The sequence below is a fragment of the Methylobacterium sp. BE186 genome, assembly GCF_031457035.1.
GTDB lineage: Bacteria > Pseudomonadota > Alphaproteobacteria > Rhizobiales > Beijerinckiaceae > Methylobacterium > Methylobacterium segetis.
This window is the reverse complement of the sequence record NZ_JAVDVV010000002.1, coordinates 83,412-102,176: the sequence shown is the minus strand read 5'-3', so window position 1 is coordinate 102,176 and position 18,765 is coordinate 83,412. Positions and strand designations below refer to the sequence as shown.

The 18,765-nt window shown below is 69.3% G+C and carries 19 protein-coding genes; 9 read left to right on the top strand and 10 right to left on the bottom strand.

What is annotated here, in order from left to right; all coding sequences use genetic code 11:
- Positions 1-13: 13 nt before the first annotated feature.
- On the bottom strand, positions 14-1,735 hold the full coding sequence (locus J2X36_RS02585) for an SUMF1/EgtB/PvdO family nonheme iron enzyme (RefSeq protein WP_310345809.1): 1,722 nt from the start codon (positions 1,733-1,735) through the stop codon (positions 14-16).
- A 366-nt stretch (positions 1,736-2,101) separates the two neighbouring features.
- Here J2X36_RS02585 and J2X36_RS02580 point away from each other — a divergent pair, with 366 nt between their 5' ends.
- Complete coding sequence (locus tag J2X36_RS02580) at positions 2,102-3,019, top strand: DUF4399 domain-containing protein (protein ID WP_310345807.1); 918 nt, start codon at positions 2,102-2,104, stop codon at positions 3,017-3,019.
- A gap of 7 nt (positions 3,020-3,026) precedes the next feature.
- Here J2X36_RS02580 and J2X36_RS02575 read toward each other — a convergent pair whose 3' ends face one another.
- From J2X36_RS02575 to J2X36_RS02560, 4 genes are all read right to left on the bottom strand, one after another.
- Positions 3,027-3,200 carry a hypothetical protein gene (locus J2X36_RS02575; RefSeq protein ID WP_165937846.1) on the bottom strand — a complete coding sequence of 58 codons (174 nt, stop codon included), beginning with the start codon at positions 3,198-3,200 and terminating at the stop codon, positions 3,027-3,029.
- Between the two features lie 175 nt (positions 3,201-3,375).
- Positions 3,376-3,528 (bottom strand): hypothetical protein, encoded by a 153-nt coding sequence (locus tag J2X36_RS02570; RefSeq protein ID WP_165937845.1) that lies wholly within the window; start codon positions 3,526-3,528, stop codon positions 3,376-3,378.
- Positions 3,529-3,606: 78 nt separating this feature from the next.
- The gene (locus J2X36_RS02565; RefSeq protein WP_310345803.1) at positions 3,607-6,255 is read right to left on the bottom strand and encodes an MGH1-like glycoside hydrolase domain-containing protein; all 2,649 of its coding nucleotides are present in this window, start codon (positions 6,253-6,255) and stop codon (positions 3,607-3,609) included.
- A 108-nt stretch (positions 6,256-6,363) separates the two neighbouring features.
- The gene (locus tag J2X36_RS02560) at positions 6,364-7,209 is read right to left on the bottom strand and encodes a transglutaminase family protein (RefSeq protein ID WP_310345801.1); all 846 of its coding nucleotides are present in this window, start codon (positions 7,207-7,209) and stop codon (positions 6,364-6,366) included.
- Positions 7,210-7,670: 461 nt separating this feature from the next.
- Here J2X36_RS02560 and oxc point away from each other — a divergent pair, with 461 nt between their 5' ends.
- Both oxc and J2X36_RS02550 read left to right on the top strand, forming a co-directional pair.
- A complete protein-coding gene (gene oxc, locus J2X36_RS02555) occupies positions 7,671-9,446 on the top strand; it encodes an oxalyl-CoA decarboxylase (RefSeq protein WP_310345798.1) in 1,776 nt (591 codons plus the stop codon).
- 204 nt (positions 9,447-9,650) lie between these two features.
- A complete protein-coding gene (locus J2X36_RS02550; RefSeq protein ID WP_132253984.1) occupies positions 9,651-10,343 on the top strand; it encodes an alpha/beta hydrolase in 693 nt (230 codons plus the stop codon).
- 59 nt (positions 10,344-10,402) lie between these two features.
- Here J2X36_RS02550 and J2X36_RS02545 read toward each other — a convergent pair whose 3' ends face one another.
- The 3 genes from J2X36_RS02545 to J2X36_RS02535 all read right to left on the bottom strand — a co-directional run bounded on the left by J2X36_RS02545 (position 10,403) and on the right by J2X36_RS02535 (position 12,921).
- Positions 10,403-10,636, bottom strand: coding sequence for a hypothetical protein (locus tag J2X36_RS02545; RefSeq protein WP_310345793.1), 234 nt, complete (start codon positions 10,634-10,636; stop codon positions 10,403-10,405).
- 487 nt (positions 10,637-11,123) lie between these two features.
- The gene (gene frc, locus J2X36_RS02540) at positions 11,124-12,374 is read right to left on the bottom strand and encodes a formyl-CoA transferase (protein WP_132253980.1); all 1,251 of its coding nucleotides are present in this window, start codon (positions 12,372-12,374) and stop codon (positions 11,124-11,126) included.
- 118 nt (positions 12,375-12,492) lie between these two features.
- Entirely contained in the window at positions 12,493-12,921 is a 429-nt protein-coding gene (locus J2X36_RS02535) for a PAS domain S-box protein (protein ID WP_132253977.1), read from the bottom strand.
- A gap of 260 nt (positions 12,922-13,181) precedes the next feature.
- Here J2X36_RS02535 and J2X36_RS02530 point away from each other — a divergent pair, with 260 nt between their 5' ends.
- From J2X36_RS02530 to J2X36_RS02505, 6 genes are all read left to right on the top strand, one after another.
- Positions 13,182-13,625 carry an OsmC family protein gene (locus J2X36_RS02530; protein WP_132253974.1) on the top strand — a complete coding sequence of 148 codons (444 nt, stop codon included), beginning with the start codon at positions 13,182-13,184 and terminating at the stop codon, positions 13,623-13,625.
- Positions 13,626-13,687: 62 nt separating this feature from the next.
- Positions 13,688-14,050 (top strand): nuclear transport factor 2 family protein, encoded by a 363-nt coding sequence (locus tag J2X36_RS02525; RefSeq protein ID WP_132253972.1) that lies wholly within the window; start codon positions 13,688-13,690, stop codon positions 14,048-14,050.
- Positions 14,051-14,151: 101 nt separating this feature from the next.
- Positions 14,152-14,727 carry a phospholipase A2 family protein gene (locus J2X36_RS02520; RefSeq protein WP_405029714.1) on the top strand — a complete coding sequence of 192 codons (576 nt, stop codon included), beginning with the start codon at positions 14,152-14,154 and terminating at the stop codon, positions 14,725-14,727.
- 143 nt (positions 14,728-14,870) lie between these two features.
- Positions 14,871-15,176 (top strand): hypothetical protein, encoded by a 306-nt coding sequence (locus J2X36_RS02515; RefSeq protein WP_132253970.1) that lies wholly within the window; start codon positions 14,871-14,873, stop codon positions 15,174-15,176.
- 67 nt (positions 15,177-15,243) lie between these two features.
- Positions 15,244-15,990 (top strand): DUF4336 domain-containing protein, encoded by a 747-nt coding sequence (locus J2X36_RS02510; protein ID WP_310345784.1) that lies wholly within the window; start codon positions 15,244-15,246, stop codon positions 15,988-15,990.
- 101 nt (positions 15,991-16,091) lie between these two features.
- A complete protein-coding gene (locus J2X36_RS02505) occupies positions 16,092-16,991 on the top strand; it encodes a hypothetical protein (protein WP_310345781.1) in 900 nt (299 codons plus the stop codon).
- 63 nt (positions 16,992-17,054) lie between these two features.
- On the opposite strand, the gene J2X36_RS02500 is transcribed toward J2X36_RS02505, so the two are convergent.
- Positions 17,055-17,318, bottom strand: a complete 264-nt coding sequence (locus J2X36_RS02500; protein WP_132253963.1) for a GNAT family N-acetyltransferase — start codon at positions 17,316-17,318, stop codon at positions 17,055-17,057.
- A 67-nt stretch (positions 17,319-17,385) separates the two neighbouring features.
- Entirely contained in the window at positions 17,386-18,615 is a 1,230-nt protein-coding gene (locus tag J2X36_RS02495; RefSeq protein ID WP_310345779.1) for an acyl-CoA dehydrogenase family protein, read from the bottom strand.
- Positions 18,616-18,765: the final 150 nt, after the last annotated feature.

The following is an 18,765-nucleotide window of genomic DNA, read 5'->3' as shown; positions in this document are numbered from 1 at the left end:
GGGCCGCCCGCGCTCACGGCAGGGCGCGCACCACGCGGAAGCCGTTCGCGTAGTAGCGGACGTCCGCGTCGTAGCGGAACCGGGCGCTCGGCTTCACGTAGGACGCGGAACTGTCGAAGGAGCCGCCGCGCAGGACGCGCTGGCCGCAGCCGCCGCGCAGCCACGCGCTCCCGTCGGCAGGGGCGTTCCGGTAATCGTCGTTCCAGCAATCCTCGACCCATTCGGCCGCGTTTCCGGCCATGTCGAACAGGCCGAACCCGTTCGGCGCGAAGCGGGCCGCGTCGAGGAGCTGCTCGTCCTGGCCGGGGCGGCACTCGCGGCAATTCGCCTTGCCGGCGCCGACCTGCGCCCCCCAGGCATAGGCGGTGCGGGCGCCGCCGCGGGCGGCGTATTCCCATTCCGCTTCGCTCGGCAGGCGGTAGCCCTGGCGCGTCCGGCCCGAGAGCCAGCCGACATAGTCCTTGGCGTCGTACCAGCTCACGTTCGTGATCGGCCGGGCGCCGGAGCCCCCCGGGGGCGGCCGGTACTTGCAGGCGCCGCCCTCGACGCACTGGTTCCACTGGTCGACCGTGATCTCGGTCGCCGACATCGCGAAGGGCTTGGTGATCGTGACCTTGTGGACCGGTCGGTCGAAGGGGGTGGAGGCGGAGCCCATCTCGAAGCTGCCCGCCGGCACCACGACCATCTCGGGGCAGTCGCCGCAATCCCGCAGGGTCTCGCCCCGCTGCGGGGCTGCCTTCGCGGGCCCGGCGGGCGGCGAGATCGCCGCCGTCGCCTGGACTGGGGCTGGCGCGGGGGCGGCGGCGGGAGGCGGCGGGGGCACGGGTGCGGCCGCCGCCGGAGGCGGGAGGGCCGGAGCGGGCTGGGGGGCGGGGGCGGGTGGGGGCGCGGCGGCCGGAGGGGCGTTCAGGGCCGTCGTCCGGGCGCGCGGGACCCGCACGGGCGCGAGATCCGGCTGGGATGCGGCCCCCGCGCTCGGCTTGGCGACATGGAATTCCTCGATCAGGGACGAGGACACCCAGGGCACCTGTTCGGTGTTCGAGGCCCGCGACACGCCCATTCGCGTGTGTGCGAAGGCCTCCTCGGCGCTGAGGTTCGGGGTGCGCAGTTCCTTCACGAGCTCGCCCATGAACAGGCTCGGCTCGGCGGTCGGCTCGCGCACCAGCTTGCCGGGCGGGGCGGCGAGCAGGACGAGGGTGCCCTCCGGCGTATCGACGGGGGCGAGCCCCGCCCAGGAGGCGCGGAAACGGCGCTCGTAGGGGTTTTCCCGGGCCGCGTCGACGACGGCGATCTTCACCCGGGCCCCGCGCCGGTTCATCTCGGCCAGCACGCCGTCGAGGCTGATCCCGTCCTTGCGCACCTCCGTCTCGGACCAGACCTGCGCGTTGACGGGCAACAGGAAGGTCTGCCGGTTCACCTGAATGCCGTAGCCGCCGAAATAGAGGAAGGCGGCGGAGCCGGCGTTGATCTTGCCGTAGAAGCCGTCGAGGACGGCCTGCATGTCCTCGCGGGTGACGTTCTCCCGCAAGTCCACGTCGAATTCGTGCCGCCGCAATTCGTCGGCCAGCAGACGCGCGTCCCGGCCGATCGCGGCGAGCGGCGCCTTCGCGTCGGGGTAGCGCGCATTCGCGATGAGGAGCGCGAAACGGCGCCCGGCCCCGATCGTCGCCTGCGCGCAGGCCGGCAGCGGGACGAGCGGGAGGACGATGGCGGCCAGGCACGCGAGAAGCAGCACGCCGCGTCCCGCCCGGCCAGCGCCACGCAATCGCCGGATCTGACCGGAAGGGCTGCCGCGCATCATCAGATCCTGCCGGACGCGTCTGTCGCGGAAAAGTAAATCGCGCATCGGCGTCAATCCAAAATCATGAGCTTGACCGATCTCGACTACTGTCCGGTATAGCACGCGAGCGCCAAAGCAAACCGTAGCCGTTGCAAATCATTGTGGCATGTATTCTCTTGGTCATTGACCGCACGCTGCATCTTTCGGGCTAGCGAATCACCTTTTTAGAGGCGCTCTAGCTCGTTTTTGCGGGTCGGCGGCGGGCAGGAGATCGTGCGCCTATTCGGCTGCGGTGACGCGATGCCTGACGGGAGGGCGACGATGGGCGGCGCAACGGCCTCGACCCACCGGGTTCGAGCGTACCAAACCTGGATCTGCCGGCTCGGCGCGCTCGTCGCGCTGACGCAGGCGGTGGCCGCGCAGCCGGCCCAGGGCGACAGGAAGGGGGGGCCGACGCCCTCCGCGCCCGGTGCGGCCGTGTACTTCATCGACATCAAGGACGGCAGCATCCTGCCCCGCAAGCCGATGATCCGGTTCGGGCTGCGCAACATGGGCGTCGCCCCGGCAGGGTCGGAGCGCATGAACGCAGGCCACCACCACATCCTCGTCGACGTGCCTACACCGCCCCTCGACAGGCCCATCCCGAACGACTTCAACCACCTGCATTTCGGCGCCGGCCAGACCGAGGCGGAGATCGAGCTGACGCCGGGCGATCACACGCTGCAGCTCCTGCTCGCCGACAAGGACCATATCCCCCACAATCCGCCGGTCCTGTCGGAGGTGGTGAAGGTGCGGGTCGTCGAGGCGCCGGCTGCGGGCACCCAGGCCGCGGCGCCAGCCGCGCGCCACGCCTCTCCGCCCGGCGCCCGGGTCTATTTCGTGCAGCCGCGCAACGGCGCCGTGGTCCCCCGCAAGGTGACGGTCCGCTTCGGCCTCGTGGGGATGGGCGTCGCCCCGGCCGGGTTCGACAAGGCGAATACCGGCCATCACCACCTGCTGATCGACGCGCCCCTGCGCTCCCCCGACGAGCGCATCCCGAACGATTTCAATCACCTGCATTTCGGTCTCGGGCAGACGGAGGCACAGGTGACGCTTCCGCTCGGCACCCACACCCTGCAGCTGGTGCTGGCCGATGCCGACCACGTCCCGCACGTGCCTCCGGTGATGTCCGAGACGATCAAGGTCCTCGTCACCCGCAACGGGCGCCGGCCGCGGGTGGCGCGCCATCGCGACCGTTGAGCGCCGGTCAGAACGCGTCGTACGGGTCGGAGGGCGGGAGGTTCGACCGCACCGTCATCTCGCGGATGTCGATGCCGGAGGTCGCCCTGACCGGCACCCGCGCCGGCGCCGCGAGCATGCTCGCGCGGACGATGACCATCGTCGCCAGCAGGGCGACGGCGATGACGAGACACTTCATCATGGCGGAATCCTGAGGTTCGTGATCTTCGAGGCTGCTGCCGCGAAGAGAAATCCGCTCTCGGATCTCGCCGAACCTGTAGGATTCCTGCCGATCGCGAACCGTGATCGAGATCACGCTCGCATCATCGTCATGGATACATGGGACACGTCGCAGCCCTCAGCCTGACCCGTTGAGATCAAGTGCGCGGGAGGACGTATTGCCGGCCGAGCCGCGCGGTCTCGCCCGCATCGGGCGAGACGATCTGGGAGGGGCGGGGGCCGCGCCCGTGCACGACGATCGCGTCCGTGACGAGGAGGAGGGCCATCAGGCTGAGGATGCGACGCGACATGGGACGCGCTCCGATTGGAGCGAGCTTCCCCCAACGCGCGCCGCGGAACCGTGACGGAACTCACACCCGGCCCGGGCGTCAGCTGCGCCCCGCCTGCGAGAGAAGAAGGTTCATGACGAGCGCCGTCCATCCGGTCTGGTGCGAGGCGCCGAGGCCGCGCCCGGTCTCGCCGTCGAAGAATTCGTGGAACAGGAGCGGGTCGTCGCCCCCGGCGCCTGCGTCGATGGGCGGGCGCCCGCCCCGATACGGGCGCCCGCCCGCCGCGTCCCGGGTGAAGAGCGCGATCAACCGATCCTCCAGCGCGTCGGCGATCGCGTTCAAGGTCAGCAGGGTGCCGGAGCCGGTCGGGTACTCGATCACGAACTCGTCGCCGTAATAGGCGTGGAAGCGGCGCAGGGCCTCGATGATGAGGTAGTTCATCGGCATCCAGACCGGCCCGCGCCAATTCGAGTTGCCGCCGAACATGTTGGAGGTCGAATCGGCAGGGTCGTAGGCCACGGTGAAGGAGGCGCCGAGCTCGTTGAGGGCGAAGGGATGCTCCTGATGCGCCTTCGAGAGGGAGCGCACGCCGAAGGGCGACAGAAACTCGCTCTCGTCGAGCACGCGGCGCAGGAGCGCCTTCATCCGGTGCCCGCGCAGCAGCGACAGGAGCTTGCGGTCGCCGACGCCGCCCTCGTTCCAGCGGGAGACGAGGCGGGCGAGGTGCGGGCGGTTCTCCAGCACCCAGCGCAGGCGCCGCGCGAAATCGGGCAGGCGGGCCATCACGCCCGGATCGATCACCTCGACGGCGAAGAGGGGCACGAGGCCGACCATCGAGCGGACGCGCAGCGGAATCATCCGGCCGTCCGCCATGTCGACCTCGTCGTAGTAGAACTCGTCCTCCTCGTCCCACAGGCCGAAGCCCTCGCCGCCCATGTCGGTCATCGCCTCGGCGATGAGGAGGAAATGCTCGAAGAACTTCGAGGCGGTGCTCTCGTAGACGTCGTTGTGGAGGGCGAGCTCCAGCGCGATGCGCATCATGTTGAGGGCGTACATCGCCATCCAGGCGGTGCCGTCCGCCTGATGGACGATGCCGAAGCCGGGCGGGGGCCGCGAGCGGTCGAACACGCCGACATTGTCGAGGCCGAGGAAGCCGCCCTGGAAGACGTTCCGGCCGGTCGCGTCCTTGCGGTTCACCCACCACGTGAAGTTGATCAGGAGCTTGTGGAACACGCCCTCAAGGAAGGCGAGGTCGCCCCGCCCGCCGCGGCGTGCCCGGTCGATCTCGAAGACCCGGAAGGTCGCCCAGGCATGGACCGGCGGGTTCGTGTCACCGAATTCCCACTCGTAGGCGGGAAGCTGCCCGTTCGGGTGCATGTACCATTCGCGGGTCAGGAGCAGCAGCTGGGCCTTGGCGAAATCCGGGTCGAGCACCGCGAGCGGCAGGCAGTGGAAGGCGAGGTCCCAGGCCGCGAACCAGGGATATTCCCATTTGTCCGGCATCGAGAGGACGTCGGCAGCCGCGAAATGGCCCCAGACCGCGTTGCGGCCGCCCTCGCGCTCCCGGGGAGGGGCGGGCATGCGGGGATCGCCCTTGAGCCAGAGGCGAACATCGTAGCGGTAGAGCTGCTTCGACCAGATCAACCCTGCGGCGGCCTGCCGGAAGATGCGGCGGCGGTCCTCATCGGCGAGCCCGTCCTGCAGAAGGTCGTAGAAGGCGTCGGCCTCCGCGATCCGGCGTCGGAGCAGGGCATCGTCCATATCGACCGGTTGCGGCCGCCGCCCGCAGGCGAGGCGTAGCCGCACCGTTGCCGTCTCGCCGGGGCGGAGGCGGACGGCGTAGTGCAAGCCGAGCTTGGTGCCGGAATCCTCCGCGACGGCGTCCCGCGCACCCTCGACGAGATGCGCGTTGATCCCGTCCTTGAAGGGGCCCGCAGCGTCGGGATCGCCCCCGTGCAGGCGCCGGTTCGTCTCGTTCTCGCAGAACAGCAGGGTTGGGTCACCGGCGAAGGTCAGGCGATAGGAGCCGAGCCGCGGATGCTCGCAGGCGACATGGTCGTGCTCGCGCCGCAGAACCGGGCGGGACGCATCCTCACCATCGCGCCAGGACCACGTGTTGCGAAACCAGATCTGGGGCACGAGGTGGAGGTCGGCCGCCTCCGGGCCCCGGTTCAGGGCCGTGACCACCATATGGATGTCGTCGACATCCTCCTTGGCGTACTCGACGACGACGTCGAAGAATCGGCTCTCCGCGAAGGCGCCGGTGTCCTCGATCTCGTATTCCGGCTCGCGGCGGCCCCGCCGCCAGCTCTCCTCCACGATCTCCGCATAGGGAAAGGGGGTTTGCGGGTAGCGATAGAGGACCTTGAGGTAGGCGTGGCTCGGGACCGCGTCGAGGTAGTGATAGATCTCCTTGACGTCCTCGCCGTGGTTGCCCTCCTCGTTCGTGAGCCCGAACAGGCGCTCCTTCAGGATGCGGTCCTGCCCGTTCCAGAGGGCGAGCGACAGGCACATCAGGCCGTGGTCGTCGCTCAGACCTGCGATTCCGTCCTCGCCCCAGCGATAGGCGCGGGAGCGCGCCGCCTCGTGGGAGACGGAGCGCCACGCATTGCCGTCGCCGCTGTAATCCTCGCGGACAGTGCCCCATTGCCGCTCGCTGAGATACGGCCCCCAGAGCCACCACGGCCGCTCGCCCCGCCCCTGCTCGGCGATGCGCCGCCGCTCGGCCCAACGATCCACCTCGTCCACGATGATCCCTTCAGCCGTTGCCGGGCCTCAGGGCAATGCATCTTCAGCGCCAAGCCGGTCCGGCGGCGGTCAGCGGGATAGTCGAGCCGCCCCGGTCCGGTCGGGCGTTCAGGCAGCCTGCCCGAGAAGGAACGCCGCATCGACCTCGTCGGTATGGACCTCGAAGGTCGCAAGCGGCGCGGGGCCGAAGCTCGTGGTGATGGCGCAATCCGTGGCGTCCCGTCCGTAGGCCATCACGATGCGCCCGATGCGCGGCGTGTTGTGGCGGGCATCGAACGTGTACCAGCGCGGGCCCTGCGGACCGTTCAGATAGACCTCGAACCACGCGGAGAAATCCATCGGGTCCGGCACGGGCGGAATGCCGATGTCTCCGAGATAGCCCGTCGCGTAGCGCGCCGGGATGTTCATGCAGCGGCAGAGCGTGATCGCGAGATGCGCAAAGTCGCGGCAGACGCCGACCTGTTGGCTGTGGCCATCATGGGCCGAGCGGGTCGAGTCGGCCTGCTGATAGTCGAACCGGATGCGCTCGTGCGCGTAATCGACGATGGCCTGGACCCGGCCCCAGCCCTCGGGCGCGTTCCCGAAGAGTTGCCAAGCCGTGTTCGACAGCTTGTCCGTATCACAGTAGCGGGAGCCGAGCAGGTACACCAGCACGTCGTCCGGCAGGTCCTGCACCGGGATCTGCCTCGCATCGGCGGCGACGATATCGGGCTCGCCGCAATCGTCGATTAGAAAATCGGCCGACATCGTGATGCGCCCGGCGGGGGCGAGAATGCGCGTGCGCACGTTGCCGAACTCATCGAGGTGCTGGCGCGCTTCGACCGGCGGGTCGAACGTGATCCGCTCCGGCGTCACGAGGTCCCGGCGACGCTCGGGCCGCACGTTGAGAAGGAGCAGCTTCGGCGTCGGGCCGAATGTGTCAAAGGCGATGGTGTAGCCGGTGCGGATGCGCATGATCGTTGCTTCATCAATTCATGTTAAGCCCTTAAACATCCGGACGCGCGAACGTTCCCGCCGTAACTGCCCAGATATTGGTTGAACCTGCACGAATTGCGGGCAATCGATTCGACCCGCCCTGCTCCACGCTCGCCCGGACCGGCCGATAACCGGTGCCCGAAAGCTTCTGACCGCGTTTCCCGAAGAGGGCCGAGGGCAGTCGATCCGTGTTTGACAGCCAATTTGGTATTTGGTATGCCAGCCCTGCCGTAACGAACGAGAAGAACCCGGTTCAGCGTGGCTGATACGGGCAGGATTGATCCGGGACTGGGGCGGATTTCCGGCAAGGCCGGCCGCCATCGGGCCCGACGGGCCGAACGCCACGTGCGGGCGCGCTCGGCGAGATGGCGGCAACGGCCCCGAAGGGCAGCCGCGAACCGAAACTGAAACAAAGCCTAGGGAAGTCGGAGGAAGCGGTCATGGACAGGAACACCACGGACCAGTCGTTCACCGAGTCGGAGTTCAACGCCGAGAGCGTGACCAATGCTGAGGATACCGGGCCGGAGCAAACCGACGGCTTTCACCTCGTCATCGACGCGCTGAAGCTCAACGGTATCGATACGATCTACGGCGTCCCCGGCATCCCGATCACCGATCTCGGCCGCATGGCCCAGGCCGAGGGCATGCGCGTGATCTCGTTCCGTCACGAGCAGAACGCGGGCAATGCGGCCGCGATCGCGGGCTTTCTCACCAAGAAGCCCGGCATCTGCCTCACCGTGTCGGCGCCGGGCTTCCTCAACGGCTTGACCGCGCTCGCCAACGCCACCACGAACTGCTTCCCGATGATCCTCATCTCGGGCTCCTCCGAGCGTGAGATCGTCGACCTTCAGCAGGGCGACTACGAGGAGATGGACCAGCTCGCCATCGCCAAGCCCCTCTGCAAGGCGGCGTTCCGTGTGCTCCACGCCGCCGACATCGGCATCGGCGTGGCACGCGCCATCCGCGCGGCCTGCTCGGGCCGTCCGGGCGGCGTCTACCTCGATCTCCCGGCCAAGCTCTTCTCGCAGGTGATCGACGCCGAGACCGGCGCCAAGTCCCTCGTCAAGGTGATCGATCCGGCCCCGGCCCAGCTTCCCGCTCCCGCCGCCGTCAAGCGCGCCCTCGACGTGCTCAAGGGCGCCAAGCGCCCCCTCATCGTGCTCGGCAAGGGCGCGGCCTACGCGCAGGCCGACGAGGAGGTCCGCGCCCTCGTCGAGCGGAGCGGCATCCCCTACGTGCCGATGAGCATGGCCAAGGGTCTCCTGCCCGACACGCACGAGCAGTCGGCCGGCGCCGCCCGCTCGATGGTGCTCAAGGATGCCGACGTCGTCGTTCTGGTCGGCGCCCGCCTCAACTGGCTTCTGTCGCACGGCAAGGGCAAGACCTGGGGCGAGCCGGGCTCGAAGAAGTTCATCCAGATCGACATCGAGCCGAAGGAGATGGACTCGAACGTCGAGATCGTCGCCCCGCTCGTCGGCGACATCGGCTCCTGCGTCTCGGCGCTGCTCGAGGGCATGGGTGACGACTGGAAGGCTCCGCCCGCCGAGTGGACGGACGGCATCAAGGCTCGCAAGGACGCGAACCTGTCCAAGATGTCGGCCAAGCTCCTCAAGAACTCGACGCCGATGGATTTCCACGGCGCGCTCGGAGCGCTGCGCACGATCATCAAGGAGCGGCCGGACGCGATCCTCGTCAACGAGGGCGCCAACACCCTCGATCTCGCCCGCAGCGTCATCGACATGTACCAGCCGCGCAAGCGCCTGGACGTCGGCACCTGGGGCGTGATGGGCATCGGCATGGGCTTCGCCATCGCCGCCGCCGTCGAGACCGGTAAGCCGGTTCTCGCGGTCGAGGGTGACAGCGCCTTCGGCTTCTCGGGCATGGAGGTCGAGACGATCTGCCGGTACAACCTTCCGGTCTGCATCGTGATCTTCAACAACAACGGCATCTATCGCGGCACCGACACCGACCCGACCGGCCGCGATCCCGGCACGACGGTGTTCGTGAAGGATTCCCGCTACGACAAGATGATGGAAGCCTTCGGCGGCATCGGCGTCAACGCGACGACGCCGGACGAGCTCGCCCGCGCCGTCAACGAGGCGATGGATTCGGGGAAGCCGACCCTCATCAACGCCGTGATCGACCCGAATGCCGGGACCGAGAGCGGCAACATCGGCAGCCTCAACCCGCAGAGCACGGTGAAGAAGAAGAAGTAAGCTCTTCACCGATCCGACATCGCCGGCGATCCGGCAGGATGCAAGGGCTGCGGCAGGCTCGGACGAGCCCGCCGCAGCCCTTTTCCGCTTCGGAGCCGGTTCGGAGCCGGAGCCCCTGGCCGGGGGCTCTTGCCGGATCGCCCCGTCAAAGCTTCCTCGAGCCGGCGCTCGCGAGACCGGAGCCGGCCTTCCAGGACCGCCCGCATGATCGATCCCCACCTCGCCGGCCGCCTCGGCTTCCACCACCGCCTGCCGGTCAAGCCGCCCCTCGGTCCCGGACGCCACACGCTCGGTCTGTTCGACGAGCGCGACGCGGTGCTCGTGGTCCCGCCGACGATCGAGCCGCGCAGGCCGACGCCCCTCGTCGTTCTGTTCCACGGCGGCGGCGGCAGCGCGGAGAAGATCCTTCCGATGCTGGAGCGGCATGCCGAGGCGCGCGGTTTCCTGCTGCTCGCCCCGCAATCGCAGTACCCGACCTGGGATATCGTGATCGCCGGCAACGGCCCCGACCGCCTGCGCCTCGACGCGGCGCTGACTGAAGTCTCCTCCCGTTTCCTGCTCGATCCCGGCCGCCTCGCCTTCGCGGGCCACTCGGACGGCGGCAGCTACGCCCTCTCCGTCGGCCTGACGAACGGGGATGTGGTGACCCACGTCATCGTCTCCTCGGCGGGCTTCATGTCGGTGCAGGTGCAGACGGGCGCGCCGAAGGTCTTCATCTCGCACGGCGTCAAGGACGAGCAGATCCCGATCGATCGCAGCGCGCGGATGCACGTCGCCCGCCTGCGGGAGGCCGGCTACGACGTGACCGCGGTCGAATATGACGGCCCCCACGCCTACCGGCCGGCGGTCGCCGCGATGGCGATCGACTTCTTCCTCGTCGACAACGAGGCGGGATAAAGGACCGCGCCGCCGGGGACGGATTGCCGCGAGGCGAGCCTGCCCCGCGCACCCCCCCCTCAGGCGGGGAGCGCCATCCTCGCCGGGACGGCGTGATCCTGCGTCCCGGCCGCATCGCCGAAGGCGGCAGTCGCGTCCGTCCGGGAGCGAATGTCGACATGACGCTCGTCCGGCCCGATCACCGGACGGTGAAGCAGCCCGAGTTCCGATATCCGCATCACCACGTCGGCAATCGGGGCTTCAAGCCGCCCGATCAGCACGCGCGTGGTCGTAAGGCAGTGCAGCGCCATCATGGCCGCGATGGCGAGCGAGATCGCGACCGCGTCGGGCGAGAAACGGGTCTGGGATTGCCGCCGCCACTGGGATGCCTGCGAGGCTCGCGACGAGGTCGCCGTCTGAGGATCGACCGCGGCTGCGCGAGCGGGCTGGCCGGGACCGCGCGAAGAGGAGCGCAGCCGAGGTGCCCATCGGAGCCATCAGGGCGGGGAAGGGCTGATCCGTCCGGCAGGGCGGCGTGGCTGACGAACCCTTTTGCCAGGACGCAGGCGAAGGCTCCAGGGGCCGAGCGCAGGCGCTCGCGCGGGCTGATCGGCGCCAACCGGGTTGAAGCGGCGCAGCCGCATCTTCCGTCGCGCCTCGGATACCGGATCTCGGGCACAGGCCGCGGCCTGGGGGCGGCCCGCGGCGCGGGCGGGATGCCGGCCGATCCCTGATACGAGAAGGGGCGGCGTGCCACCGGTACGCCGCCCCAGGATGTTCAAGCGTCTGGGCTTGAGGAGATCAGACGGCGCGAGCCTCGTGGAGGGCGGCGATCTGCTCGGCCGAGTAGCCGAGGTCCTTCAGCACCTCGTCCGTGTGCTCGCCGAGCAGCGGCGAGGGCTTCACCTCGACCGCCATGTCGGAGAACTTGATCGGGCTTCCGACGGTCAGGTACGAGCCGAGCTTCGGGTGCGGGACCTCCACCACCGTGCCGCTGGCGCGCAGCGACGGGTCGTTGGCGATCTCCTTCATCGACAGCACCGGCGAGCAGGGGATGTCGAACTTGCGCAGGATGTCGACGGCCTCGAACTTCGTCTTGTCGGCGAGCCAGTCCTCGATCAGGGCGAAGATCTCGAAGATCTTGTCCTGACGGGCGCGGGCCGTGTTGTAGGCCGGATCGTCGATCCACTCCTCCTTGCCGAGCGCCTTGCAGATCGGGGCCCAGGCATGGCCCTGGATCGTGAAGTAGATGTAGGCGTTCGGGTCGGTCTGCCAGCCCTTGCACTTCAGCACCCAGCCCGGCTGGCCGCCGCCGCCCGCGTTGCCGCCGCGCGGCACCACGTCCGAGAACTGGCCGTGCGGGTATTGCGGGTACTCCTCGAGGTAACCGAGCGCGTCGAGGCGCTGCTGGTCGCGCAGCTTGACGCGGCAGAGGTTGAGCACCGAATCCTGCATCGAGACGGCGACCTTCTGGCCCTTGCCGGACTTGTTCTTCTGGTGCAGCGCCGTGAGGATGCCGATGGCCAGATGCATGCCGGTGTTCGAGTCGCCGAGCGCCGCGGCCGACACGGTGGGGGGGCCGTCCCAGAAGCCAGTGGTGGAGGCCGCACCGCCCGCGCACTGCGCCACGTTCTCGTAGACCTTCAGGTCCTCGTAGTGGTGACCGTCCGAGAAGCCCTTCACCGAGGCGAGGATCATGCCCGGGTTGAGTTCCTGGATCTTGGCCCAGGAGAAGCCCATGCGGTCGAGGGCGCCGGGGCCGAAATTCTCGACCATGACGTCGGACTCTTTGATGAGCTTCGTCAGGACTTCCTTGCCCTGCGGAGTCTTGGTGTCGAGCGTGAGCGAGCGCTTGTTCGAGTTCAGCATGGTGAAGTAGAGCGCGTCCGCATCCTCGACGTGGCGGAGCTGGGTCCGGGTCACGTCGCCGGCGCCCGGACGCTCGACCTTGATCACGTCCGCACCGAACCAGGCGAGCAGCTGCGTGCAGGCGGGACCCGCCTGGACGTGCGTGAAGTCGATGATCTTGATTCCCTCGAGCGGCTTGCTCATCTCGGCATTCTCCCTTTCGACGGTTCGCGCTTAAACTTCGTCCAAGCCCAGTCCGCACCGGACCGGGAAACACTTGCCGAGCTATCCAGTTATCCCTCTGGATTGGCTCGCAAATTTCTCAAGACACCCGAGCCTCGAGGTCGGCGAGGCGACGGCGCATCTCGCGCTCGTCGTTCCACCGGCTCGTCTCGTCGCGGATAATCGCCGCGATGCCGATGACCGCGTCGTCCGCGCCGCGGAGAAGGGCCACCGTGAAGGCGATCGACAGCGGTCGCCCATCCTTGTGCAGTGCCGGGACCCGCAGCACCTGCGTGCCGTAGCGGGTCACGCCGGTCTCCATGGTCTTGTGGTACCCGTCCCAGTGGCGCTGGCGCTGGCGCTCCGGCGTGATCAGGTCGAGCGACCGGCCGAGGGCCTCCTCCTGCGTGAACCCGAAGATCCGCTCGGCGGCCGGATTCCAGACGGTGATCGCACCCTCGACATCCGATACGACGATCGCATCGCCCGCCGCGGTAATGATCTGCGCCAAGTCGAAGGTCTGCGACATGAATGTCCCGACGAATGCGCCGCGTTACTTGCTGCGGGTACGACGTGGTTGCTGACTGCTTGCGCCCTGTCGGGCTCTTGTTACGTGATTGGCATTTGGTATGCCACATATCAGCTGATGTCAAGGGACGATGCGAATGAGGCCCGTCCCGACGCCGAGGGGCGGGAATTTTCCGCGGGACGGGAGCGGGGCAGGGTCGGCGAGCGTTCTCCGGGCGGCCTGTCTCCGCCGAGCGGAGCGTGCGGGAAGAGCGAGGCAGGATGGCGAGCGGTCCAAGCATCACGATCACGCAGGTGGAAGGATACAAATTCACGGTCGATTTCGGCGCGCTGATCCCACACCTCCTCGTCGACGAGTCGGTGCCGATCAGCGCGGGGGAGGGGCCGTTTCCCGAGCAGCTGCTGATCGCGAGCGTAACGAACTGCCTCTGCGCCAGCATGGTCTTCGCGCTCGGCAAGTATCGCCAGGACGCGAGCGGCATCCGGGCCGAGGCGACCTGCAGCGTCGAGCGGAACCCGGAAGGGCGTCTGCGGATCTATGGAATCGACGTCGCGATCGCGCTCGGCCACCGGGCTGCCGACCTGCCGCGGATCGACCGGGTGCTCGCCCAGTTCGAGCGGTTCTGCACGGTCTCGGAGAGCGTGAAGGCCGGCATTCCGGTGAGCGTCGCCGTCCGGGACGCCGCGGGCGAGCGCTTGCGCTGAGGCTCGGCCGTCGCGAGCGCCCGGAACCCGGGCCGAGTGAGATCAGAGCGGAGAGGAACCCCATGTCCAGTCCCGATCATGAGCCGGCTCGCGAGCCTCAGGACCTCGCCGGGCTCTTCAACGCCCGCGCCAATGCCGGCGACGTCGAGGGTCTTGTGGCGCTCTACGAGCCCGACGCGGTTCTGGCTGCCGGCGACGTCGTCGCCCGGGGGCACGCCGAGATCCGCGCCTTCTACACCGATCTCCTGTCGCGGCGTTCGGACTTCCCGGCGGCCGAGGTTCTGCCCCCGATCCGCAACGGCGCGCTTGCGATGACCTTCGCGCGCCTGCCGAACGGCACGATCTCCGCGGAGGTCGCCCGCGAGCAGTCGGACGGAGGCTGGCGCTGGGTGATCGACCAGCTCAAGATCAAGCCGAAAGGGTGAGCCCCCCGCGGCGGCCCAAGCACGGGCACGCCTCCGGGGCTGGTGGAACGAGAAGGCCAAGCTCGGACTTTCTGATCGCACGACCATCGGAAACCGCTCCCTTGACCTCTCTCGTCCGCATCCTCCTCGTCCTGGCCACCATCGCGCTCGCGCCTGCCGCGTCGGCCCAGGGCGCGCCGCCCGCCCCCCTCGAGGTCGAGGAGCCTGTACCCGGGCCGCCACCGTCCCTGCCCGACTTGACCGAGCCGAACTCACGCTCCGCCGAGAGCCTGGACGAGCCCGGCCTGCGCTCGACCATCCCGAAATCCCTGAGGAGCTCAGGCACGCAGGCCGGCGGCCCCGCCAACGACCTCAACCCGAGCGGACAGCGCGAGGGGCCGGCGAGCCCGCGCGGCAATCTCGCCAACGTCCTGACCGGGGCCGAACTCTTTCACGGCAATTATTGCGGAGCCGGGCAAAGGGGTGAGGGCCTCCCGCCGATCGACGATCTCGATTCGGCCTGTCAGCGCCACGACGCGTGCTTCGATGCCGCCGCCCATCGCTCCTGCGCCTGCAACGCGGTCCTCAAGCGCGAGGCGGCCGCCGTGTCCGAGAGGCCGGGCATCGCCCTGGAAGTGCGCCGCCGCGCGCTGAGCGTGGTCCAGGCCGCAGAGGTCATGGCCTGCGAAACGCCCTGATCCAGGCAGCGATCCGACCCGGCCGGGGACGTCGGAACCCTCTTCCTCGCAGCGCCGTTCCGGAGCCATTCACGCGGCCATTTGCAGGATGCCGGGCGTCGACAGGTCCCACCCTCTCCCGGGTGAGCCGAAGGAGGAAGCCTATGATCATCTCACTCAGAACCACGCTCGTGGCAGCCGGCCTGCTCGTCGCGGGCCTCGGCGCCGCCGGGGCCGCGCCGGGGCTGCCGCAGGCCGGGCACGGGCTCTCGCAGGGCGATGCGATTCCGGTCGCGATGTGCGGCTATTCGTGCCGCCGCGGCGGCCGTTACATCCCCGGGCCGCCGAGTGTCTGCTACGAGGAGGGCCTCAATTATTGCGGATCCTCCCGCGACGTCGGCCCCCGGCGCTTCTACGACGGCGGCGACCGCGGCTACGTGCGCCGCTACGAGCGATACGAGCGCTACTGACCGCTCGCCGGGGCGGGGCGGAACCGCCGCCCCGCCCCGGCCGCTTCGCCGTGCGGAGGAGGAATCGATGCCGCAGCGTGTCGAGCCGACCTACCCGCCCCTCGACGTTCCCAAACCTGTCGCCGAGCGCGTCTGGATCGTCGACAGCGGTCCCCTGCACGTCCTCGGCATGCCGCTGCCGGTCCGGATGACGGTGGTGCGCCTCGCCGACGGCAGCCTTTGGTTGCATTCCCCGACTCGCTACGACCCCGACTTGCACGACGCCCTGAGCCGGCTCGGCCCCATCCGTCATCTCGTCGCGCCGAACAGCGCCCACTGGACCTTCGTCGCGGCCTGGCAGACGCAATGTCCCGAGGCAACGGTCTGGGCAGCGCCGGGGCTGCGCGACCGCGGTCAGGTCCGCCGATCCGGGCTTCGCGTCGATAAGGACCTGCCCGAGGCCGCCCCGGCCGCATGGAGCGCCGACCTCGACCAAGTGGTCGTGCCGGGCCGCGCCGGATTTCGAGAAGTCGCCTTCCATCATGCGGCTTCGCGGACGCTGGTGCTGACGGACCTCGTCCTGAACCTGGAGCCCGAACGGCTGCCGGGCCCGATCCGCCCCCTGGCGCGCCTCGTGGGCGTGTGCGCACCCCACGGCCGGGCGCCCATCTATCTGCGTGCCGTCGTGAGGCTGAAGGGCGCCCCCGCGGCGGAGGCGGCCCGCCGCCTCGTCGCCTTCGCACCCGAACGGGTGGTCTTCAGCCACGGACGTTGGTTCGAACGCGATGGAACGGCCCGCCTCGCGCGCTCCCTGGATTGGTTGCTGCCGGGTTGAGCGCCTTTCTCCCCGTCGCCGCGACCCCAAAACATGCCTTGACGCCCCCGCACAGCCTCACCTATCAGATATAGCATCAGCTATAAAGATGAGGTCAGACAATGCGGGCAGCGCCGTTCCGGCCGGGGGGAACCGCCTCTCTCGCCGTCGTGCTGGCCGTTGCCCTCTCGGGTGGCATCGCGCGGGGCCAGTCCGCTCCGAGCGCCGCCGAGAATCTCAGTCCCGGCGACATCGACAGCGAGCACCTGTTCGGCTTCGCGGAGGGCAGCGACCTCGGCGTTCCCGGGGAAACGGAGTTGGAATGGGAGACCACGGGCCGCTTCGGGCGCCGGAGCGGAGGCTTCCGGGCCGTGGATTCGAGCCTCGCTCTCAAGATGCCGATCACGCCCGACTTCCGCCTCGCTCCCGGCCTGACCTTCAACGCCTACGACGTCGGAACGCCGGGCCGCACCAGCGGCGGCCTCAACGGCGGCTTCCTCGAAACGCGGCTGCGCCTCCTCGATCGGCGGACGGCCACCTTCGGCCTGACGCTGAGCGTCGTGCCGGGATACGGCAGCGTCGATTCCGCCTCGGGTCTTCCGGCCCGCAGCTTCGGGACCGACGTGGCCCTGCTCGCCGACCGGGAGATCGTGCCGGGCCGGCTCGTGGCCGCGCTCAATGCGAGCTTCGGGTTCGCCTCGACCCTGAGCGACGCCGCGCCGCCCGCTCGGGGCTCGGGCCTGGAGATCGCCGGCGCGCTCGCCTATCAGGTCAGGCCCGGGCTCTTCCTGGGGGGTGAGGCGCGCTACGCCCGGGCCTATCAGGGCCTCGTCCTGGGTCGGCTGGGCGGCCAGGCGGCCTATATCGGCCCGACCCTCTACGCCAGCCTCTCGCCGAAGGCCTGGGTTTCCGCAACCTGGAGCCTCCAGGTTGCGGGGCGGGAGCAGGGCGGCCCGAGAGACCTCGACCTCACGAACTTCGACCGGCACCAGATGCGGCTCCGGGTCGGCTACAACTTCTAGCGCGGCGGCTCGCAAGAGGCCCGGCCGCGGGCTCCCGCCGCTCGCATCATCCGCCTCCCGGGATCAGACGAGCAGATCGCGGTGCTCGGGCTGCGCGCGCAGCCAAGCCCCCGCATAGCCGCACAGCGCCGCGATCCTGCGTCCTTCCGCGCGAGCGGAGCGCGCGACGGCGTGCATGAGCCGGTCCGCCGCACCGGTGCCCCGCAGCGGGGGCGGCGCATAGACGTGGCGGATCACGAGGATGCCCTCCCGGCGCTGGTAATCGGCGTAGACGGTCTGCCCCTCGATATCGAGTTCGAACCGGCCCCGCTCGGCGTTGTCGTACATGGATTCCTCGCGTCGGATCGTCCCGCAGGATCTAGGAACGCGGGAGGTGCGCTGCGAGGCTCGCTCGTCAGGGCCGCGGCAGCATCCGGTCGCTGATGATGCGCCGCTGGATCTCGCTGGTGCCCTCGAAGATCGTGGTCAGCCGCGCGTCGCGCCAGTAGCGCTCGACGCGCCGCTCCGTGGTGTAGCCGTTGCCGCCGTGGAGCTGCATCGCCTGGTTCGTCACCCGCACCGCCATCTCGGTCGCGAGGAGCTTGACCATCGCCGACTCGCTCTCGGCGGGCTCGCCCTGGTCGAGGAGATGGGCGACCTGGCACCAGAAGGCACGGGCCTGCGCCACCTCCGCGGCCATATCGGCGAGCGCGAAGCGGAGCGCCTGGAAGTCGCCGATCGGGTGGCCGAACTGCTCGCGCTCCTGCAGGTAGGCCTGCGTGTCCTCCACGGCGGCGCGTGCGACGCCGACCGCACGGGCCGCGGTGTGGACGCGGGCGATGTTGAGGCCCCGCTGCACGGCCGCGAACCCGCCGGAATCGGCGTCCGCCCCCTCGTCCCCGTAGAGGCCGGTCAGCCGGTCGCTCTCGGGCACCCGCACGCCGTCGAGTTCGAGTTCGAAGGTGAGGAAACCGTGATAGCCGATCTTGTCGATGACGCGGCCTGTCACACCCTTCGGGAAGGTGCCGGGCTCCTTGACGACGAGGAACGGTTCGAGGCCTGCCGATCGCGGCTCGCCGGGCTCCGGGTCGCGGGTCCGCGCCAGCACCTCGATGAAGTCTGCCGCACGGGCGAAGCCGGCCCAGCGCTTCGTCCCGGTGAGCACCCATTCATCGCCCTCGCGGACGGCGCGGGTCTGCACGCCGGCAAGATCGGAGCCGGCGGTCGGCTCGGACAGCGAGATGCTGCCGATCCACGCGCCGCGAGCGGATTTCCGAAGCAGGTCGAGGCGCCGCGCGTCGTCGAGGGTCTGGGTGCCGAGGCCCTGGCCGCGGGCGAGGATGCTGCCCACCGACAGCCAGGCCCGGGCGAGTTCTTCCGAGACGAGGCAGTATTCGAAGACGCCGAGGCCGAGGCCGCCATGCTCGGCGGGTATCGTGATGCCGAACCAACCCCTCTCCGCCATCGCGTCGATGAGCGAGCGCGGCATCTCGGCCTTCTGCCGGTCGAGCTCGTCGGCCATGGGCAGGACCACGTCGCGGGCGAACGCGCGGGCTTCCTGTTGCAGGCGCAGCCGCGCCTCGGTCCGCCACGGCGAGAGGAGTTCCGGTGGGCGCGGCGCGTAACGATCGTCAGGCTTCGGCATGGGTGTCCCCCGGGTGCCTGCCGCTCCTCCGGCAGGGCGCCGGGTCTACTTAACGCGTTCGGGGAGAACGGCCACGCTGTCAGGGCAGAAGGGCGTTGAGAAGCGGCGCCGTGACGAGACCCATCGCGAAGACGACGATGCACATGCGGC

What these genes read in the sequence shown, in the direction of transcription:
- J2X36_RS02580 (WP_310345807.1), top strand. Translation starts at nt 2,102, where the DNA reads ATGGGCGGCGCAACGGCCTCGACCCACCGGGTTCGAGCGTACCAAACC.
- J2X36_RS02575 (WP_165937846.1), bottom strand. Translation starts at nt 3,200, where the DNA reads ATGATGAAGTGTCTCGTCATCGCCGTCGCCCTGCTGGCGACGATGGTC.
- J2X36_RS02570 (WP_165937845.1), bottom strand. Translation starts at nt 3,528, where the DNA reads ATGTCGCGTCGCATCCTCAGCCTGATGGCCCTCCTCCTCGTCACGGAC.
- J2X36_RS02560 (WP_310345801.1), bottom strand. Translation starts at nt 7,209, where the DNA reads ATGCGCATCCGCACCGGCTACACCATCGCCTTTGACACATTCGGCCCG.
- oxc (WP_310345798.1), top strand. Translation starts at nt 7,671, where the DNA reads ATGGACAGGAACACCACGGACCAGTCGTTCACCGAGTCGGAGTTCAAC.
- J2X36_RS02550 (WP_132253984.1), top strand. Translation starts at nt 9,651, where the DNA reads ATGATCGATCCCCACCTCGCCGGCCGCCTCGGCTTCCACCACCGCCTG.
- J2X36_RS02545 (WP_310345793.1), bottom strand. Translation starts at nt 10,636, where the DNA reads ATGATGGCGCTGCACTGCCTTACGACCACGCGCGTGCTGATCGGGCGG.
- frc (WP_132253980.1), bottom strand. Translation starts at nt 12,374, where the DNA reads ATGAGCAAGCCGCTCGAGGGAATCAAGATCATCGACTTCACGCACGTC.
- J2X36_RS02535 (WP_132253977.1), bottom strand. Translation starts at nt 12,921, where the DNA reads ATGTCGCAGACCTTCGACTTGGCGCAGATCATTACCGCGGCGGGCGAT.
- J2X36_RS02530 (WP_132253974.1), top strand. Translation starts at nt 13,182, where the DNA reads ATGGCGAGCGGTCCAAGCATCACGATCACGCAGGTGGAAGGATACAAA.
- J2X36_RS02525 (WP_132253972.1), top strand. Translation starts at nt 13,688, where the DNA reads ATGTCCAGTCCCGATCATGAGCCGGCTCGCGAGCCTCAGGACCTCGCC.
- J2X36_RS02515 (WP_132253970.1), top strand. Translation starts at nt 14,871, where the DNA reads ATGATCATCTCACTCAGAACCACGCTCGTGGCAGCCGGCCTGCTCGTC.
- J2X36_RS02510 (WP_310345784.1), top strand. Translation starts at nt 15,244, where the DNA reads ATGCCGCAGCGTGTCGAGCCGACCTACCCGCCCCTCGACGTTCCCAAA.
- J2X36_RS02505 (WP_310345781.1), top strand. Translation starts at nt 16,092, where the DNA reads ATGCGGGCAGCGCCGTTCCGGCCGGGGGGAACCGCCTCTCTCGCCGTC.
- J2X36_RS02500 (WP_132253963.1), bottom strand. Translation starts at nt 17,318, where the DNA reads ATGTACGACAACGCCGAGCGGGGCCGGTTCGAACTCGATATCGAGGGG.
- J2X36_RS02495 (WP_310345779.1), bottom strand. Translation starts at nt 18,615, where the DNA reads ATGCCGAAGCCTGACGATCGTTACGCGCCGCGCCCACCGGAACTCCTC.